The 16,869-nt window shown below is 59.4% G+C and carries 15 protein-coding genes and 3 tRNA genes; 15 read left to right on the top strand and 3 right to left on the bottom strand.

Annotation, left to right across the window (positions count from 1 at the left end; genetic code table 11):
* Positions 1-32 precede the first annotated feature (32 nt).
* The 9 genes from LG374_RS05020 (at position 33) to LG374_RS05060 (ending at position 9,359) form a co-directional block, all read left to right on the top strand.
* Entirely contained in the window at positions 33-560 is a 528-nt protein-coding gene (locus tag LG374_RS05020; RefSeq protein WP_225756664.1) for a DsbE family thiol:disulfide interchange protein, read from the top strand.
* A 20-nt stretch (positions 561-580) separates the two neighbouring features.
* The gene (locus tag LG374_RS05025; RefSeq protein ID WP_225756665.1) at positions 581-1,249 is read left to right on the top strand and encodes a tetratricopeptide repeat protein; all 669 of its coding nucleotides are present in this window, start codon (positions 581-583) and stop codon (positions 1,247-1,249) included.
* Positions 1,246-2,502 carry an SEL1-like repeat protein gene (locus LG374_RS05030; protein WP_225756666.1) on the top strand — a complete coding sequence of 419 codons (1,257 nt, stop codon included), beginning with the start codon at positions 1,246-1,248 and terminating at the stop codon, positions 2,500-2,502. Before LG374_RS05025 ends, LG374_RS05030 begins: the two co-directional genes overlap by 4 nt.
* Positions 2,499-2,954, top strand: coding sequence for a cytochrome c-type biogenesis protein (locus tag LG374_RS05035; protein WP_225756667.1), 456 nt, complete (start codon positions 2,499-2,501; stop codon positions 2,952-2,954). Before LG374_RS05030 ends, LG374_RS05035 begins: the two co-directional genes overlap by 4 nt.
* Before the next feature lie 30 nt (positions 2,955-2,984).
* Positions 2,985-3,977, top strand: a complete 993-nt coding sequence (locus LG374_RS05040) for a tetratricopeptide repeat protein (protein ID WP_225756668.1) — start codon at positions 2,985-2,987, stop codon at positions 3,975-3,977.
* 14 nt (positions 3,978-3,991) lie between these two features.
* Complete coding sequence (locus LG374_RS05045; RefSeq protein WP_225756669.1) at positions 3,992-5,059, top strand: SEL1-like repeat protein; 1,068 nt, start codon at positions 3,992-3,994, stop codon at positions 5,057-5,059.
* Between the two features lie 138 nt (positions 5,060-5,197).
* On the top strand, positions 5,198-6,310 hold the full coding sequence (locus tag LG374_RS05050; RefSeq protein ID WP_225756670.1) for a hypothetical protein: 1,113 nt from the start codon (positions 5,198-5,200) through the stop codon (positions 6,308-6,310).
* 996 nt (positions 6,311-7,306) lie between these two features.
* Positions 7,307-7,894, top strand: coding sequence for a nucleoside triphosphate pyrophosphatase (locus LG374_RS05055; RefSeq protein WP_225756671.1), 588 nt, complete (start codon positions 7,307-7,309; stop codon positions 7,892-7,894).
* Position 7,895: 1 nt separating this feature from the next.
* Positions 7,896-9,359 carry an Rne/Rng family ribonuclease gene (locus LG374_RS05060; RefSeq protein ID WP_225756672.1) on the top strand — a complete coding sequence of 488 codons (1,464 nt, stop codon included), beginning with the start codon at positions 7,896-7,898 and terminating at the stop codon, positions 9,357-9,359.
* A gap of 71 nt (positions 9,360-9,430) precedes the next feature.
* Here the strand turns inward: LG374_RS05060 and LG374_RS05065 are convergent, their stop codons facing one another.
* Positions 9,431-9,775 carry a cupin domain-containing protein gene (locus LG374_RS05065; protein ID WP_225756673.1) on the bottom strand — a complete coding sequence of 115 codons (345 nt, stop codon included), beginning with the start codon at positions 9,773-9,775 and terminating at the stop codon, positions 9,431-9,433.
* Positions 9,776-9,965: 190 nt separating this feature from the next.
* Here LG374_RS05065 and LG374_RS05070 point away from each other — a divergent pair, with 190 nt between their 5' ends.
* Positions 9,966-11,870 (top strand): FTR1 family protein, encoded by a 1,905-nt coding sequence (locus LG374_RS05070; protein ID WP_225756674.1) that lies wholly within the window; start codon positions 9,966-9,968, stop codon positions 11,868-11,870.
* A gap of 17 nt (positions 11,871-11,887) precedes the next feature.
* Complete coding sequence (locus LG374_RS05075) at positions 11,888-12,442, top strand: iron transporter (RefSeq protein WP_225756675.1); 555 nt, start codon at positions 11,888-11,890, stop codon at positions 12,440-12,442.
* 58 nt (positions 12,443-12,500) lie between these two features.
* Here the strand turns inward: LG374_RS05075 and LG374_RS05080 are convergent, their stop codons facing one another.
* Together LG374_RS05080 and glnA are read right to left on the bottom strand one after the other, a co-directional pair.
* On the bottom strand, positions 12,501-13,253 hold the full coding sequence (locus tag LG374_RS05080) for a carbohydrate-binding family 9-like protein (RefSeq protein WP_225756676.1): 753 nt from the start codon (positions 13,251-13,253) through the stop codon (positions 12,501-12,503).
* Between the two features lie 212 nt (positions 13,254-13,465).
* On the bottom strand, positions 13,466-14,869 hold the full coding sequence (glnA, locus tag LG374_RS05085) for a type I glutamate--ammonia ligase (RefSeq protein ID WP_225756677.1): 1,404 nt from the start codon (positions 14,867-14,869) through the stop codon (positions 13,466-13,468).
* Between the two features lie 32 nt (positions 14,870-14,901).
* Between glnA and gltX the strand changes: the two genes are divergently transcribed.
* The 4 genes from gltX to LG374_RS05105 all read left to right on the top strand — a co-directional run bounded on the left by gltX (position 14,902) and on the right by LG374_RS05105 (position 16,740).
* Positions 14,902-16,374: a glutamate--tRNA ligase gene (gltX, locus tag LG374_RS05090; protein ID WP_225756678.1), complete on the top strand. Its 1,473-nt coding sequence runs from the start codon at positions 14,902-14,904 to the stop codon at positions 16,372-16,374.
* 79 nt (positions 16,375-16,453) lie between these two features.
* A tRNA-Ala gene (locus LG374_RS05095) sits at positions 16,454-16,529 on the top strand.
* Positions 16,530-16,532: 3 nt separating this feature from the next.
* Positions 16,533-16,608 (top strand) — tRNA-Glu (locus tag LG374_RS05100).
* 56 nt (positions 16,609-16,664) lie between these two features.
* Positions 16,665-16,740, top strand: a tRNA-Glu gene (locus LG374_RS05105).
* The last annotated feature ends 129 nt before the right edge of the window (positions 16,741-16,869 follow it).

The raw sequence follows: 16,869 nt of genomic DNA on the forward strand, positions 1-16,869 counted from the left end.
ATACCCGCGCATTCACACCCATCCACCCGCTCATGAAAAAACCCCACATCGCCATCCTCCTCCTCGTCGCTTTTGCCGCCCTGATCGCCCTCTTCGCGAGCGGCCTCGGCCACAACCCGCAAGAACTGCCCTCCGTCACCACCGACAAACCATTACCCGCCTTCGACCTGCCCGCTCTTGACGACAGCCGCCGCTACACCAATGCCGACCTGCCGCAGGACACGCCCTACCTCATCAACATCTGGGGCAGCTGGTGTCCCGCCTGCCGCGTCGAACACCCCTACCTCATCGAACGCTCCGCGCAAATCCCCATCATCGGCGTCAACTGGCCGGCGGATAACAAAAACGAAATCGCCGACGCCACCGCCATGCTGACAACAAGCGGCAACCCCTACCGCCTGAACCTGCGCGACCCGGACGGCACCCTCATCACCGACCTTGGCGTCTATGGCGCACCGGAAACCTACCTCATCGGCCGCGACGGCACCATCCGCTACCGCCACGCCGGCCCGCTCACCCCGCAAGACTGGGCAACCCATTTCCAGCCGCTGCTCGACTAAACCACACAAGGAGAACCCCCGTGTATAAAACCCTCTGCCTTGCCCTCTGCCTCGCCGCAAGCGCCGCCCATGCTCTGACGGCGGAAGAAAGCCAAACCCTGCGCCAGGCCGCCATCACCGCCGGCAAACAGGGGAATGACGCCACCGTCTTCGCCCACTGGCAAACCCTCGCGGAAGCGGGCGATGCCGAAGCCCAACTCACCCTGGGCCTTCTCCACTACCAAGGCGACGGCACCGCGCAGGACAGCACCCAAGCGCGCGCATGGCTGGAAAAAGCTGCTGCCCAAAACAATGCCACCGCCCAATACATGCTCGGCGTCCTCTACCAGCGCGGCGAAGGCGGCGCGCAAGACCACGCCAAAGCGCGAGCGTGGCTGGAAAAAGCCGCCGCGCAAGGCTCACCCGAAGCCCAATACCGCCTCGGCCTCATCTACGAAAGCGGCATCGGTGTCACGCCGGACGACGCCCAAGCCGCCGCCTGGTGGGAAAAAGCCGCCGCCCAGGGCCACCCCGAATCCCAATACAACCTCGGTATCTTCTACAAACAGGGGCGGGGTGTCGCACAAAACACCGCCAAAGCCCGCGCCTGGTTCGAAAAAGCCGCCGCACAAACCCGCGACGAAGAAACCCGGCAGGCCGCACAAAAAGCCTTGCAAAACCTCGACCGAAAAACCGGGAAGCAGCCATGAAAATCCTTGTTCTCCTTCTCCTCGTCTTTCTCGTCGCCGGCGCTGTTTACGCCCTGAACGACAGCAAAAAAAGACCCGCCTCAGGTGCTACCCATACCCTGAGCGACAGCGACAAAGCAACCCTGCTGACTGCCGCCCAACAGGCTTACCAACAACAGGACTACGCCACTGCGTTGGAAAAATGGCTGACCCTCGCCGAGGCGGGCGATGCCGAAGCACAATTCGATCTTGGAACTGCTTACAGCGAAGGAAAAGCTATGCCACGGAATGACGCCAAGGCGCGTGAGTGGCTGGAAAAATCAGCGGCACAGAACAACGCCGCAGCGCAATTTAACCTCGGCCTTCTGTACTACGAGGGCAAAGGCACACCGCAAGACATTAATAAAGCGCGTGAATGGTTTGAAAAAGCCGCCATACAAGGCCTTTCTGAAGCCCAATTCAACCTTGGCGTTTTCTACGAAAAAGGGCGCGGCATACCGCAGAATTACGAAAAAGCGCGTGAGTGGTACGAAAAAGCCGCTGCCCAGGGGAATGGTTTCGCCAAATATAACCTTGGCACTCTCTATGCTGACGGCAAAGGTACACCGCAGGATTACGGCAAAGCGCGTGAGTGGTTTGAAAAAGCCGCCGCCCAGGGCTTCTCCGAAGCCCAGCACACCCTTGGCGTCCTCTACGATAACGGCACAGGTGTAGCGCAAGACTACGACCAAGCGCGCGAGTGGTACGAAAAGGCTGCCGCGCAAGGTCAGGCCGAATCCCAATACAATCTTGGTCTCTTCTATGACAACGGCCAAGGTGTGCCGCAAGACAGCACCAAAGCCGCAGCATGGTGGGGAAAAGCAGCAGAACAAAATTACGCCGCTGCCCAATACAGCCTCGGCCTCCTCTATGAAAACGGGCGGGGCGTCGCGCAGGATTACGATAAAGCGCGTGAATGGTACGAAAAAGCCGCTGCGCAGGGAGAAGCCTCCGCCCAATTCAACCTTGGCAACCTTTACGCCCAAGGCGATGGCATAGCGCAGGATTACAACAAAGCGCGTCAATGGTGGGAAAAAGCTGCTATCCAAGGTGAAGCCAGGGCGCAATTTAACCTCGGCGCCCACTATTCCAAAGGCGAAGGTGTGCCGCAGGACTTCAGCAAAGCCCGTGCATGGTTTGAAAAGGCCGCCGCACAAAAAAACGATGAAGAAGTGCGACAAGCCGCACAACACGCGCTGCAAATCCTCGATCAAGTAACCGGCAAAAAACCATGAAGCGCCTCCTCCCCGCCCTCCTCCTCGCCTGCGCCCTACCGCTCCACGCCGCCCTGAGCGACGCGCCGGAGTTTACCCAGCCGGGCGACAACGCGCGCTACCAGGCGCTCATCAAAAAAACCCGCTGCCCCACCTGCCAGAACAGCGACATCGCCGAATCGAACGCCCCGCTCGCCCGCCAGCTGCGCGAACAAATCGCGCGGCAAATCCAGGAAGGCCGCAGCGATAGCGAAATCGCCGCCTGGCTGCAAGCGCGCTACGGCGACTTCGTCACCTACGACCCGCCGCTGAAAAGCCAAACCCTCGCCCTGTGGCTCGCGCCATTTGCGGCGATGCTCGCCGCTGCCGCCTGGTGGTGGCGCGTGCGCCGCCGCCATCCCGCCGCCCACCGCTTGAGCGACGCTGAAAAACGCGAATTGCAGCAATGGGTCGCTGAAACAGAAAAAAACTGACCCGCGCCCAAGCCACCTAAGGAGAACCCCATGCACAAAACCCTCTGCCTAGCCCTCCTTCTCGCCGCAAGCGCCGCCCATGCCCTGGCCGCAGACGACGCCACCAGCAAGCAAACCGCCGATTTCAGGCAGTGGCAAAAACGTGCCGATGCCGAACAAGCCGCAGCGGACAGCGCCCTTGCCGACCTGCAACAACGCGCCGCAGCAGGCGATGCCGCCGCGCAATTCGGACTCGGCGCTCTCCACGACGAAGGCAAAGGCGTCGCGCAGGACTACGCCCAAGCCGCCGCATGGTGGACAAAAGCCGCCGCGCAAGGTCATGCCGCAGCCCAATACAACCTCGCCCTCCTCTACTACAACGGACAAGGCGTTGCGCAGGATTACGCCCAAGCCGCCACATGGTGGGAAAAAGCTGCCACGCAAGGTGCTGCCGTAGCCCAATTTAACCTCGGCCTCCTCTACGCCGAAGGCCAGGGTGTACCGCAGGACTACGCGCAAGCACGCGCGTGGTACGAAAAAGCGGCTGCACAAGGTGATGCCGACGCCCAATACAACCTCGGTGTCCTTTACGCCGAAGGTCAAGGCGTCGCGCGGGACATCGCCCAAGCACACGAATGGTTCAAAAAAGCCGCCGCGCAAGGTCATATCGTCGCGCAACGCAACCTCGGTCTCTTCTACTACAACGGGCAAGGCGTCGCGCAGGATTATGGCCAGGCGCGCGCATGGTGGGAAAAAGCCGCCGCCCAAGGTGATGCCGGTGCCCAATACAACCTCGGACTCCTCTATGGCAACGGCCAAGGCGTTGTGCAGGATTACGGTCAGGCGCGCGCGTGGTACGAAAAAGCCGCCGCCCAAGGTGATGCCAAAGCTCAATACAACCTCGGTGTCCTCTACGGCAATGGTCAAGGCGTGCCGAAAAATAATGCAAAAGCGCGCGCGTGGTGGGAAAAAGCCGCCACACAAACGGATGACAAAGAAATCCAGCAAGCCGCACAGCAGGCCTTGCAAAAAATCCCCCAATAAAACGGAGCCAAACCATGAAAACTACCCTCTGTCTAGCCATCCTCCTCGCCACAACCGCCGCCCATGCCTTGAGCGACAGCGAAAAAGAAACGCTGATGACCACCGCCGTGCAGGCTTACGAACAGCAGGACTACGCCACCGCGCTGGAAAAATGGCAAACCCTCGCTGAGGCGGGCAATGCCGAAGCGCAAAATAATCTAGGTATCCTCTACGATAACGGCCAAGGCGTCGCGCAGGACTACGGCAAAGCGCGCGCCTGGTGGGAAAAAGCTGCCGCGCAAGGCCATGCCCAAGCCCAATACAACCTCGGCACCCTCTACAACCAAGGCCAAGGTGTCGCGCAGAACTACGCGCAAGCGCGCGCGTGGTACGAAAAAGCCGCCGCCCAAGGTCATGCCCAAGCCCAAAGTAACCTCGGTTTCCTCTACGAAAACGGACAGGGTGTGACGCAGGACTACGGACAAGCGCGTACCTGGTACGAAAAGGCTGCTGCCCAAGGTCATGCCATCGCCCAATACAACCTCGGCGTTCTCTACAACAAAGGCCGGGGCGTCGCGCAGGACTACGGGCAAGCCGCTACATGGTGGGAAAAAGCTGCCGCGCAAGGTGACGCCGCAGCCCAATATAACCTCGCCCTCCTCTACTACAACGGGCAAGGCATGGCGCAAGATTATGGTCAAGCGCGGGCGTGGTACGAAAAAGCCGCCGCACAGAACCTTACCCAAGCCCAATTCAATCTCGGTGTCCTTTACGCCGAAGGCCAGGGTGTGGCACAGGACTACGCCCAGGCGCGCGCGTGGTATGAAAAAGCTGCCGCCCAAGGTCATGCCCAAGCCCAATTCAACCTCGGCGTCCTCTACGCCAAAGGCCTAGGCGTTGTACAGGATTACGGTCAAGCGCGTGCGTGGTACGAAAAGGCTGCCGCCCAAGGTTATGCCGATGCCCAATACAACCTCGGCGTCCTCTACTACAACGGCGAGGGTGTACCGCGTGACATCAGCAAAGCCGGCGAGTGGTTAGAAAAAGCCGCTGCACAAGGCGACGAAAGCGCCAAAGCAGCATTGCAGAAATTCGGCAAATGACACGGCAACGCGTCATGAACCCGCGCCGCAACAAAGCCCGCAACCACGCCGCTTGACGGTCATCCTCACCACCACACTGCCCGCCTCCAAAAACCTGCCACAAAATCCAGTTCCCAAACACCCGCCCCCCTGAACACCATGCCCTACCTCCTCCCGCCACTCCTCCTTACCCTCCTCGCCCTCCTGCCCCTGCTGCGCGCGGCGCACCGTCGCTATGCCCCCTCTGATCCTGCCGCCGAGCAGCGCGCGCTGATTGCCGCCTGGCGCGCCGCCGATGATCCGGCGGGGCAGGACGAGCGCGATTACCGTCTCTACCACGAACTCAAAGCCCTGCGCGCGGGCAAAACGCCGACCGCGACCCGTCTGCCGCCGTGGTTCTACCCCTTTGCCCTCTTTGCCGTCGCGACCGCCGTCGCCCTGTGGCAGCAGGCCGACCGTAACGGCGACCGCTGGCACAACCTGCAACAGCAACTCGCCCCCGCCCTCTTGCGCAGCCAGTACCTCGGCGACATTGAGCGCGTGCCGCAAGAAAGTCTCGCCATCTACTGCCAGGCCTTGCAGGCGCGCATTGACCGCCGCGACCCTGCGCAACTCGGCACCCTTGCCCGCTGTTACAGTCGCAACGACCAATACCCGCCGGCGGCGCAGATTTACGCCCGCGCACACAGCCTCGCCCCCGATGATGCCGCCATTGCCCTCGACTACGCGCAGGCCACCCTCTTTGCCCATCCCGACAAGCCCATGCCCGCCGACATCGAGACTATCCTGCGCGCGCAAAGCGCCAACCCACTCGCCAAAATCCTGCTGGCAGCGGGCTACACACAAAGCGGCAAGGTCGACCTCGCCACGCCGCTATGGGCGGAACTGCGCCACGACCTCGCGCCCGACCATCCGCTCTACCGCCTCATCCCGCCCGCCGCAGACAGCAAGGTGGCGGCCGCCGCGCCAACCATCACCGTGCATATCGCACCGGACACCCTTGCTGCCCTGCCGGATAAAGCCCGTCTCTACGTCAGCGCCAGCCTGCCGGGCGAGAAAATGCCGCTTGCCGTGCGCGCCCTCGCCCCCGCCGCCCGGCAAAGCATCGAGCTCACCGACCGCGACAGCATGACCGGCGAGAGCATCAGCCAGCACCCGCAACTCACCTACCGCGCGATTTTGAGCGCTGATGGCAACGTCAGCGGTACCCGTGTGGCTGAAGCGGAAACGACCGCTGCCGGCGACGCCGCCGTAATTCTCGAACTGCCTTAACCGCCTTGGGCGCGTGATTGCGCCGCTTGGCAGCTTTATTCCCCCCTTCCGCCCTTCGGGCACCTTCCCCCGTAAACGGGGGAAGGGATATTGCCCTGACGCGCAAAGCCCGTATTGCCGTCGCTTGGCGGGGTTGTGTTTACGCCGCTTGGCGACCCCAGCAATGACGCCGTCTGGTGAGATGAAGGGCGTCATTTATTCCGCTACGCGGAATCCCCTCATCCGCCCTTCGGGCACCTTCCCCCGTAAACGGGGGAAGGGATATTGCACTGACGCGCAAAGCCTATTGCCGTCGCTTGGCGGGGTCTGTGTTTATTCCGCTTGACGGCAACCCCAGCATTTATCCCGCTTGGCCATAGGTATCTACACATCTCAATAGTTGAGAAAATAGATGAAAAAACAAAGAGAAACCCCTCGCCCGCTTGCGGGAGAGGGGCAGGGGTGAGGGTGTTCGTCCGCAGGACGAATCTCGTCAAGCGGGACAGACAGGCGTTTTTTGCCCTCCTCCGTCGCTTCGCGACACCTCCTCCCGCAAGCGGGAGGAGGGATTATCCGCTGTTTTTAAAAAGATTTTCTTACTTTGCGAGATGGGTAGATATCTATGCCCGCTTGGCGGGTCATGATTGCGCCGCTTGGCGAAGCCAGCAATGACGCCGCCTGGTGAGATGAAGGGCGTCATTTATTCCGCTACGCGGAATCCCCTCATCCGCCCTGCGGGCACCTTCTCCCGCAAGCGGGAGAAGGGAAGTTCTGCCTGGCGAACCCAGTAACCACACCGCCTGGCAAGGGCAGTCATGACGTCGCTTAGCAAACCCAATATTTGCACCGCCTGACCCGAAATCCCTTCCCCTGCTTGCGGGGAAGGTGTCGCGAAGCGACGGAAGGGGGAAAAAACCAGAAATTACGCCGCTTGCCGCGATCCGGACGAAATGGCTCACTACGCCACCCCGCGCCGCCGCCGATATAATGCTGTCATCTTTCCGTCCGGTGTTCCTTATGCAAATCGTCCTCGCCTCCGCCTCCCCCCGCCGCGCTTTCCTCCTGCAAATGCTTGGTCTGGATTTCACCACCGCTGAACCCGCCATTGATGAAAGTGTGCAGGCGGGTGAGACGGCGCCGGAGCTGGTGCTGCGTCTGGCCTGTGCCAAGGCGGAAGCGGTCGCCCCCGATTTTCCAGATGCGCTTATCATCGCCGCCGATACGGTCGTTTCCTGCGACGGCGCCATTCTCGCCAAGCCGCAGGATAACGCCGAAGCGCTCGCCATGCTGCGTCAGCTTTCCGGGCGGCAGCATCAGGTCTTCACCGGCCTGGCCATGCGCTGCCGCCATGAACGCTTCACCCACGTCGCTTGCAGCAGTGTCACCATGCCTGAGCATCCCGACGCTCTCCTGCGCGCCTATCTCGCCAGCGGCGAATCGCTGGGCAAGGCGGGCGGCTATGGTATTCAGGGGCGCGGCGGCGTGCTGGTCTCCGCCATCACCGGCGATTTTTACAACGTGGTGGGGCTGCCGCTGCAAGCGCTGTGGCAGGGTTTCTGCGAACTGGGTTGCAGCGGCGAGTTTTTGCAGGCGCTAGGGAGTTGACATGGCAGACAACGTAACGGCGAGCACCGAGATTCTCATCAACCATACGCCCTACGAAACCCGCGTCGCCCTGCTCGGCGACGGCGTGTTGCAGGATATTTTTGTCGAGCGCGAGCGCAAGCGCGGCATCGTCGGCAACATTTACAAAGGCAAGGTGCAGCGCGTCCTGCCGGGGATGGACGCCGCTTTTATCGACATCGGCCTGGAACGCGCCGGTTTCCTGCACGTCAAGAACGTAGTGCGGCGCGGCGATAAGCCACCGACCCGCATCAGCGAGGTGATGCGCGAAGGGCAGTCGCTGCTGGTGCAAGTGCTGAAAGATCCCATCGGCAGCAAGGGCGCGCGGCTGACCATGGAAATCTCCATCCCCTCGCGTTTCCTCGTCTATTTGCCGACCGCCGAAGACATCGGCATCTCGGCAAAAATCTCCTCCGAAGAACAGCGGCAAAGCCTGCGCGAAGCCGTCGCCGGTTTCCACGAAGGCAAGCAGGGCGGCTTTATCGTCCGCACCGCGATTGAATCCGCCGATCTCTGGGCGATGCGCGCCGATATGCAATACCTGCAACGCGTCTGGGAAAACATCCTCTGCCAGCAGCGCCACTCCCGCCCCGGCGCCCTTATCTACGGCGAACTGCCGCTGTATCAAAAAGTGCTGCGCGACTATGTCACCCCGGAAGTGCGCCGCATCGTGGTTGACCACCCCAATGCCTACAAACAGATGCGGGCCTTTGCCGACAACTTCCTCGGCAACATGGCGGCCAGCCTAGAACTCTACGACGGCGACCGCAGCCTGTTCGAGCGCTACGGCATCGAGGAAGAAATCGCGCTGGCGCTGAAACGCCACGTCGCCCTCAAATCCGGCGGCTACCTCATCATCGACCAGACCGAGGCGATGACCACCATCGACGTCAACACCGGCGCCTTTGTCGGCAAACTCTCGCAAGACGATACCATCTACAAAACCAACCTCGAAGCGGCGCGCGCCATCGCCCGGCAACTGCGCCTGCGCAACCTCGGCGGCATCATCATGCTGGATTTCATCGACATGAACACCCCCGAACACCAGCAGGGCGTGATGGATGCACTGCTTGACGCGCTCGCCGGCGACCGCAGCAAATACACCATCAGCCCGCTCTCACCGCTGGGCATCATCGAAATGACGCGCAAGCGCACGCGGGAAAGCCTGCGCCAGGTGATGTGCGAACCCTGCCCCGCCTGTCAGGGACGCGGCTACGTCAAAACCATCGAAACCATCGCTTACGAACTCTTCCGCGACCTCATGCGCGAAGCACGCGACTTCAAGCCGAAGATGATGACCATCGTCGCCGCGCTGGATCTCATCGATTTCATCCGCGAAGAAGAATCGCTGACTTTCTCCGACCTGCAAGCACTCCTGAAAATCCCCATCCGCCTGCAAGTGGATGCGGGCTACCGCTACGGCCAATACGACATCGCGCTGGGGTGAGCAGGCAGCGACATGAAAAAAGCGGGGCAAGCCCCGCTTTTTTTATCTCTCTTCAGTGGTGTTTGCCGGGTTCATTCTTTGATGAGGGTGATGACGACCAGCGTGTCATCAACTGCTTCGCCGGCGATGAAGTTTTTGCCGTTAAAGACGAGGGTATCGCTCGCTTTCAGCTCATGCTCTTCACTGTCGTTCAGGGTGATTTTGATCGCGCCCTGCATGACGTTAAAGATGATGTCTTCACCTTCGTGGTTGTGTTTGTCGATTTTCTCGCCTTTTTTCAGCGCCTTGCGCACCACTGTGCCGTGATGGTTTGCAAAGACTTTACCTTCATCGGCAAGCACCTTGCCAGCGGGTTCAGCGGCAAACCCCGGCAGGGCGAGAGCGACAAAGGCAGTGGCGATCAGGACTTTTTTCATGGGATGGCTCCGGTTGTGAATGAAGGCCTGACTATACGACTAAATGCGAATTTCTGGTATTTACATTTATCAGCCACACATGTACCGTATGCTATTTCTCCTGTAAATACAGTCGGGTAACTAAGTTGAAATTGCGCATGGCCGTGCTTATTGTCACAATATCGGTTCTTATTTACGGAGTAGAATCCCAATGAGCACCATCCGCCGCCTTGTCGCTGCCTTGCTTTTTCTTTGCTGTCTGCCTGTCTTTGCCCAAGATTATCGTGCTTTTGCCGAGGACATCGCCGCACGGCTGGATGCTACCAACGAACTCTATCAGGCGGACAAGGTTGATGAGGCCAAGGAAAAGGTACAGATGGCCTATTTTGAGGTCTTCGAGAATCTGGAAGGGCCAATCCGCATCAATATTTCTGCGAAGAAAAGCGCCGAGATGGAAGCGGAATTTGGTGCCATCCGCCGCATGATCAGCCAGGGTGAGCCGAAAGACGCCGTCGCCGCCCGCTTGCAGGCGCTGCGTGACGAGGTGCGCGCAGTGGTGCCGACGCTGGAAAGCGGGCACAAGCTGGTGGCGCACGGCGCGCACAGCGCACTGGAAGGCATTGACCCCGGCTGGGCAGCAGCGTATCAAGCGATGGATGACCATCTTGCCGCCGCCGTCAGCGCTTTTGAGAAGAAAAATCCCGCCGAAGCGAAGGCGCGCGTGCAGCAGGCACAGTACGACGGCTTCAAGAACAGCGACATGGAAACCACCATCCGCATCCAGAAATCGGCGCGTGCAGCGGAAGTCATCAACCGCAAATTCGCCGCACTCATGAAGCAGGCGGAATCGGACGACACCATCAGCAGCTTCGGTTACAGCGTGACCACGTTGCTGGACGATGTGCAGGAAGCGCTGCAAGGCGTCCCTGCGCCGGTCGTTGCCGTGGCGGCGGATGATGCTGCCGCCACCGCCGACAGCGGCAAGGACTGGACAGCGGTACGCGGTGAGCTCTTCACCGCTTTGGGCGGGGCGAAGGCGACCTATCAGGCGGGGGATGCGAAAAAAGCGGTCAGCCAGGTGCAGGATGCCTACTTCGATATTTTTGAGGCGAGCGGCATGGAAAACGCCATCGGCGCCCGCGATACCGCCTTCAAAACGGAACTGGAAGGCCACTTCACCAAACTCGTCGGCTTGATGAACGCCGGCAAGGACGAAGCCGCCATCCAGGCCGAAATCACCGCCTTCTCCGTCAACATGGACAAGGCGATGGATATGCTCGGTGGCAGCACCACCGGTGTCGCCCTCTTCCTCGCCAGCCTCACCATCATCCTGCGCGAAGGGTTGGAAGCGCTGCTCATCGTCGCCGCCGTCATCGCCTACATCCACAAGAGCGGCCACAGCGACAAGCAGAAAATCATCACCGGCTCGGTGTGGTGGGCACTTGCCGCCAGCGTTGTGACCGCCCTGCTCTTCAAATGGCTGCTCGCGAACGCCGCTGCCGGGCGGGAAATCCTCGAAGGCGTCACCATGCTAATCGCCACCGTTATGCTCTTCGGCATGAGCTACTGGCTGCTCTCGAAAGTCGAGGCACAGCACTGGAAAGCCTATCTCGAAAAGAAAATCGGCACCTCGCTCAGCCAGGGCTCGCTTATCGGTCTGTGGCTGACCAGCTTCCTCGCTGTCTATCGCGAAGGCGCGGAAACCGTCCTTTTCTACTTCGCCCTTGCCGCCGAAGCGAAAACCGCGCTGGATTACGGCTACCTGGCAGGCGGCTTCGCGGTTGGCGTCGTCATCCTCGCTATTATCTACCTCATCATGCGCTACAGCGTGGTGCGTCTGCCGCTCAAACCCTTCTTCATGTTCACCGGCATTTTCATGTACCTGATGGCCTTCATCTTCGCCGGCAAAGGTGTCGCGGAACTCATCGAGGGCAAAGCCTTCACCCCGACCCTAATCGGCGACGGCACCGCCATTCCCGCTTGGATGACTAACTGGCTCGGCATCGCCCCCTACTGGGAAACCCTCTTGCCGCAAATCGTGTTGTTACTCGCGGCGCTCTTTGCGCTGTGGGTGCTGTTCATCCGCAAACCTAAAGCATCTTCCAACCGCTCGTAAACCTTCAGGAGGTATCCATGAGCATCAAAAAAACCGCACTGGCTACTGCCATGCTGCTGACCGCCACCGGCGCCTACGCCTTCACCGAATACCCGGCAGGCGAACCGCAAACCATCAACGAGATGGAAATCGCCGCCGTGTATCTGCAACCGATCGACATGGAGCCGCGCGGCATGGGCCTCTCGGCAGCCGAAGCCGACGTGCACCTTGAAGCGGACATCCACGCCACCAAAGGCAACAAAAACGGCTTTGGCGAAGGCGAATGGATGCCGTACCTGACCATCACCTACACCCTGGAAAACCTCGACACCAAAGAAAAACAAGAAGGCACCTTCATGCCGATGGTTGCCAGCGACGGCCCGCACTACGGCCAAAACATCAAAATGCTCGGCGTGGGCAACTACAAAGTGACCTACCACATTGAGCCGCCGCCGAAGGCCGGCATGCACCGCCACACTGACGAAGAAACCGGCGTGGGCAAATGGTGGAAACCATTCGACGTGTCCTACGAATTCAAATACACCGGCCTCGATAAGGACAAAGGCCAACCGGCGCCGAAAGTGAACAACTAAGCGGTACGGCTGCATAAAAAAACGGGCTTTACGCCCGTTTTTTGTTGTCCGTCCGCCGTTACGGCAGGAAGCGGAAGATGCCGAATGCACTATCCACATGGAAATCCGGCTGTGGCGTGTTCGGGTTAACCCACGAGATCCACTCCATCACCGGTTCTTCACCACCGCTGGGCGAGAATTCGGCGCGGAAAACGCCGGTGCGCATCTGGCCGTCGCGCAGCAGTTTCAGGTCTTGCAGGGTTTTCAGCGGGATTTTGCCTTCGACGCTGTAACCGTTTGCCGTCAGTTCAGCCTTGCTTTCCAGCCCCGGCAGGTTCCAGCTGCTGTCGAACTTGCGGTAATAGTCGATGGCATAGTCGTGCACCCGCCCCTGGGAATCGACTTCAATGGCGTAGTAGCGGCTCATGCCTGCTTCGCCCGGACGGTCAATTGGTTCACCTGCAAAGAAGAGTTCGACCCGGTCTTCGCCGTCCACGGTGCTTTCATCGCTCCAATGCTCGCTGGTGAGCACCTGCTTGTCGCTGACGACAAAGCTGAAATAGAAGTTCTCGCCATCGCTGAAAGCCTTGAAGATGGTTGCTGGAGCTTCTTTTTCCGCCCAGGGATAGTGGAAACTGCCGGCCAGGGCGGGAATTTGCGCCCAGATGTCTTCATTGATTTTGCCATCCAGCGCGACGGCTTCGCTGCGCTTCACCACGTCGTATTGGCTCATGCCGTAATTCGGGCTGATCACCGGGGTGTGCGCGGCCCAGGCAGCAGCACCGCCGCCGAGCAGGGCGGCAGCAAGCAGGTAACGGTAGTTCGGATTCATGTGCTTCTCCTGATTAAGAGATGGGGATACGCCCCAAGCGGGGCGTCGGGCGGATTATAGAACGCTTGGCAGGAGTGGTTAACCACTTCCCCAAAAAATCTCTGCCGTTCGCTATATCGCCGCTTGAACGGTCTTTTCCGCCTGCAATGCTCTCGTGAGCGGCGAATCAGGTTTGCCGCCTGCCGCCCAGCAACGGGTGGCAGGCGGTAGAATCAGCAGCTGTAATAGAGCTCAAATTCGAGCGGGTGCACTTGCAGGCGCATCCGTTCGACTTCCTGGCGTTTGATGTCTATGTAGCTGCGCAGCAGGTCGTCGTTGAAGACGTCGCCCTGTTTGAGGAAGGCATTGTCCGCTTCGAGCGCGTCCAACGCTTCTTCCAGCGAGAAGGCAACTTGCGGGATGTTGTCCGCTTCTTCCGGCGGCAGGTCGTAGAGGTCTTTGTCCATCGCCTCACCCGGATGCAGTTTGTTTTTGATGCCATCAAGACCCGCCATCAGCAGCGCAGCGAAGGCGAGGTAGGGGTTCGCGGTGGAATCCGGGAAGCGGATTTCGATGCGCCGCGCTTTCGGATTGGTGATGTAGGGGATGCGGATGGAAGCCGAGCGGTTGCGCGCGGAGTAGGCGAGCATGATCGGCGCTTCGAAGTGCGGCACGAGGCGTTTGTAGCTGTTGGTGGAAGGGTTGGTAAAGGCGTTCAGGGCGCGCGCGTGTTTGATGACGCCGCCGATGAAGTAGAGCGCCATGTCGGTGAGGCCGCCGTAGCTATCGCCACTGAAGAGGTTTTTGCCGTCTTTGTAGAGCGAGATGTGGACGTGCATACCGGAGCCGTTGTCGCCAACCAGCGGTTTGGGCATGAAGGTCGCGGTTTTGCCGGCGGCGTAGGCGACGTTATGGATGATGTATTTGAGCTGCTGGACTTCGTCGGCTTTGCGCACCAGGGTGTTGTAGCGCATACCGATTTCGCATTGGCCGGTCGCGACTTCGTGGTGCTGGACTTCGACGCCCTGGCCGACTTGGGTCAGCAATTCGCACATTTCGGCGCGCAGGTCGTGCAGGGAATCCACCGGCGCGACAGGGAAGTAGCCGCCTTTGATGTTCGGACGGTGGCCGCTGTTGCCGTTCGGCAGGTCGGCAGCGCTGTTCCAGATGCCTTCTTCGCTGACGATCTCGAACATGACTTTGTGCATGCTGGTTTGGTATTTCATTTCGTCGAAGACGAAGAATTCGTTTTCGGGGCCGAAGTAGGCGGTGTCGGCCAGGCCGGTGGATTTGAGGTAGGCCTCGGCGCGACGGGCGAGGGATCGCGGGTCGCGGGCATAGCCCTGCATGGTGTCCGGCTCGATGATGTCGCAGGTAATGTTCAGGGTTTTTTCGGCGTAGAAGGGGTCAATGTAGGCGGTCGCCGGGTCGGGCATGAGGATCATGTCGCTGTCGTGGATGCCTTTCCAACCGGGGAAGGAGGAGCCGTCGAACATTTTGCCTTCTTCGAAGAAGTCTTCGTCAATGTCGGCGGGATAGGTGACGTGGTGTTCTTTGCCCTTGCTATCGGTGATGCGCAGGTCGAGGTATTTGATTTTTTCGTCGCGGATGAGTTCGAGGATGTCGCTGGGGGTCATGATGGGCTCCGGTTGGTTTGAAGCGCGGTATTATGCATGAATCCGCCTTAGGCGGGGTGCGCTACAATGGCGCCCGTTTTTTGTTTTTTTGTGAGGTTTTTATGGTTGTTACGCGTTTTGCCCCCAGTCCGACTGGTGATTTGCATATCGGCGGGGTGCGCACGGCTTTGTATTGTTGGCTACACGCCCGGCAGCATCAGGGGACGTTCCGCTTGCGCATTGAGGATACGGACCGCGAGCGTTCAACCGAGGCGTCCACGCAGGTGATTCTCGACGGGCTGAACTGGCTCGGTCTGCATCATGATGGCGAGATTGTCTATCAGAGCCAGCGCTTTGACGCGTACAACGCGATTATTGACGAGATGATTGCGCGCGGGCAGGCGTATTACTGCTGGTGTTCTCCGGAGGAGCTGGATGCGATGCGCGAGGAACAGAAGCGGCTGGGTCTACCGCAGCGTTATAACGGCAAATACCGTGATGGCGGCGAGCCGGTGCCGGGAGTAACGCCGGCGGTGCGCTTCAAAAACCCGCTGGAAGGCAGCGTAACCTGGCATGACAAGGTGCGCGGCGTGGTGACGGTCAATAACAGCGAACTCGATGACTGGGTTATCCGCCGCTCGGATGGTGCGCCGACGTACAATTTCTGCGTGGTGGTTGATGATGCGGCAGCGAAAGTCTCGCTGGTAATTCGCGGTGAGGACCATGTCAGCAATACGCCGAAGCAGATTAATTTGTACCGCGCGCTGGGTTATGACGTGCCGGATTTTGCCCATGTGCCGATGATTTTAGGCGACGATGGCAAGCGTTTGTCCAAGCGACACGGTGCGACAAATGTGCTGGATTATCGTCGCGAAGGCTATTTGCCGCCGGCCATTTTGAATTATCTGGTCCGCCTCGGTTGGGCACATGGCGATCAGGAAATTTTCAGCATGGACGAGATGTTGCAGTTTTTCCGTATTGAGGACGTGCATAGTGCGGCGTCCACTTTTAATACAGAAAAGCTGCGCTGGCTGAACCAGCATTATATGAAGGAAGCTACGCCTGCCGATTTACTGCCGCAGTTGTTGCCGCATTTTGCCCCGCTGGGGATTGCGCCGGATGAAGCGGTTGTGCTAGGCGCTATCCCGCACTATCAGGAACGTGCCAAGACATTGAAGGAAATGGCAGAAAACATGGCCTGGCTGTTCCAGGCACCGCAATCGTTCCCGCCGGATGCGGCGAAAAAGGCGTTCAAGGGCGCAGATACCGTGCGTTTGTTGCAGGATTTGCAGTCGCGCATTGAGACATTGACGGTAGTGAACGAGGAAACCTTGCATGATGCGGTTGCCGCTTGCGTGGAAGCCAACGGTGTCGGCTTTGGCAAAGTCGGACAACCTGCACGTCTCGCTATTACCGGCGGCGCACCATCTCCTGATTTGGCCGTCACGCTGTCGTTGCTTGATAAAGCAGAAATCCTGCGCCGTCTGCAATTTGCAGCGGAATATATCCAGCAAAATCATGGATAAATAGAAAATATCCGGCAAGTTAAAAACGAACCATTGACGAAGGCGCGTTTTCTGCTAGAATGCCCGCCTTCCCGAATACGGGGCTATAGCTCAGCTGGGAGAGCGCCTGCATGGCATGCAGGAGGTCAGCGGTTCGATCCCGCTTAGCTCCACCAAATGTCCCCATCGTCTAGAGGCCTAGGACATCGCCCTTTCACGGCGGTAACAGGGGTTCGAATCCCCTTGGGGATGCCAATTCGGCATCACGTTATTTCGGGAACCCTCAAACCAAGTAGTTTCCATCACATTTTGTCCCCATCGTCTAGAGGCCTAGGACATCGCCCTTTCACGGCGGTAACAGGGGTTCGAATCCCCTTGGGGATGCCAAACGGTTATCCACGAAGCACGCATCAGCGTGTTTTTTATTGCCCATTTTCTCTATTTCGAGCCACATTGCCGAAAATTATGCGGAAGCGTATATTGCCCGCTTCCAAAGCAGTCCACGTCTTTTCATCA

The organism is Cardiobacterium sp. Marseille-Q4385 (assembly GCF_916618745.1).
Taxonomy (GTDB): Bacteria; Pseudomonadota; Gammaproteobacteria; order Cardiobacteriales; family Cardiobacteriaceae; genus Cardiobacterium.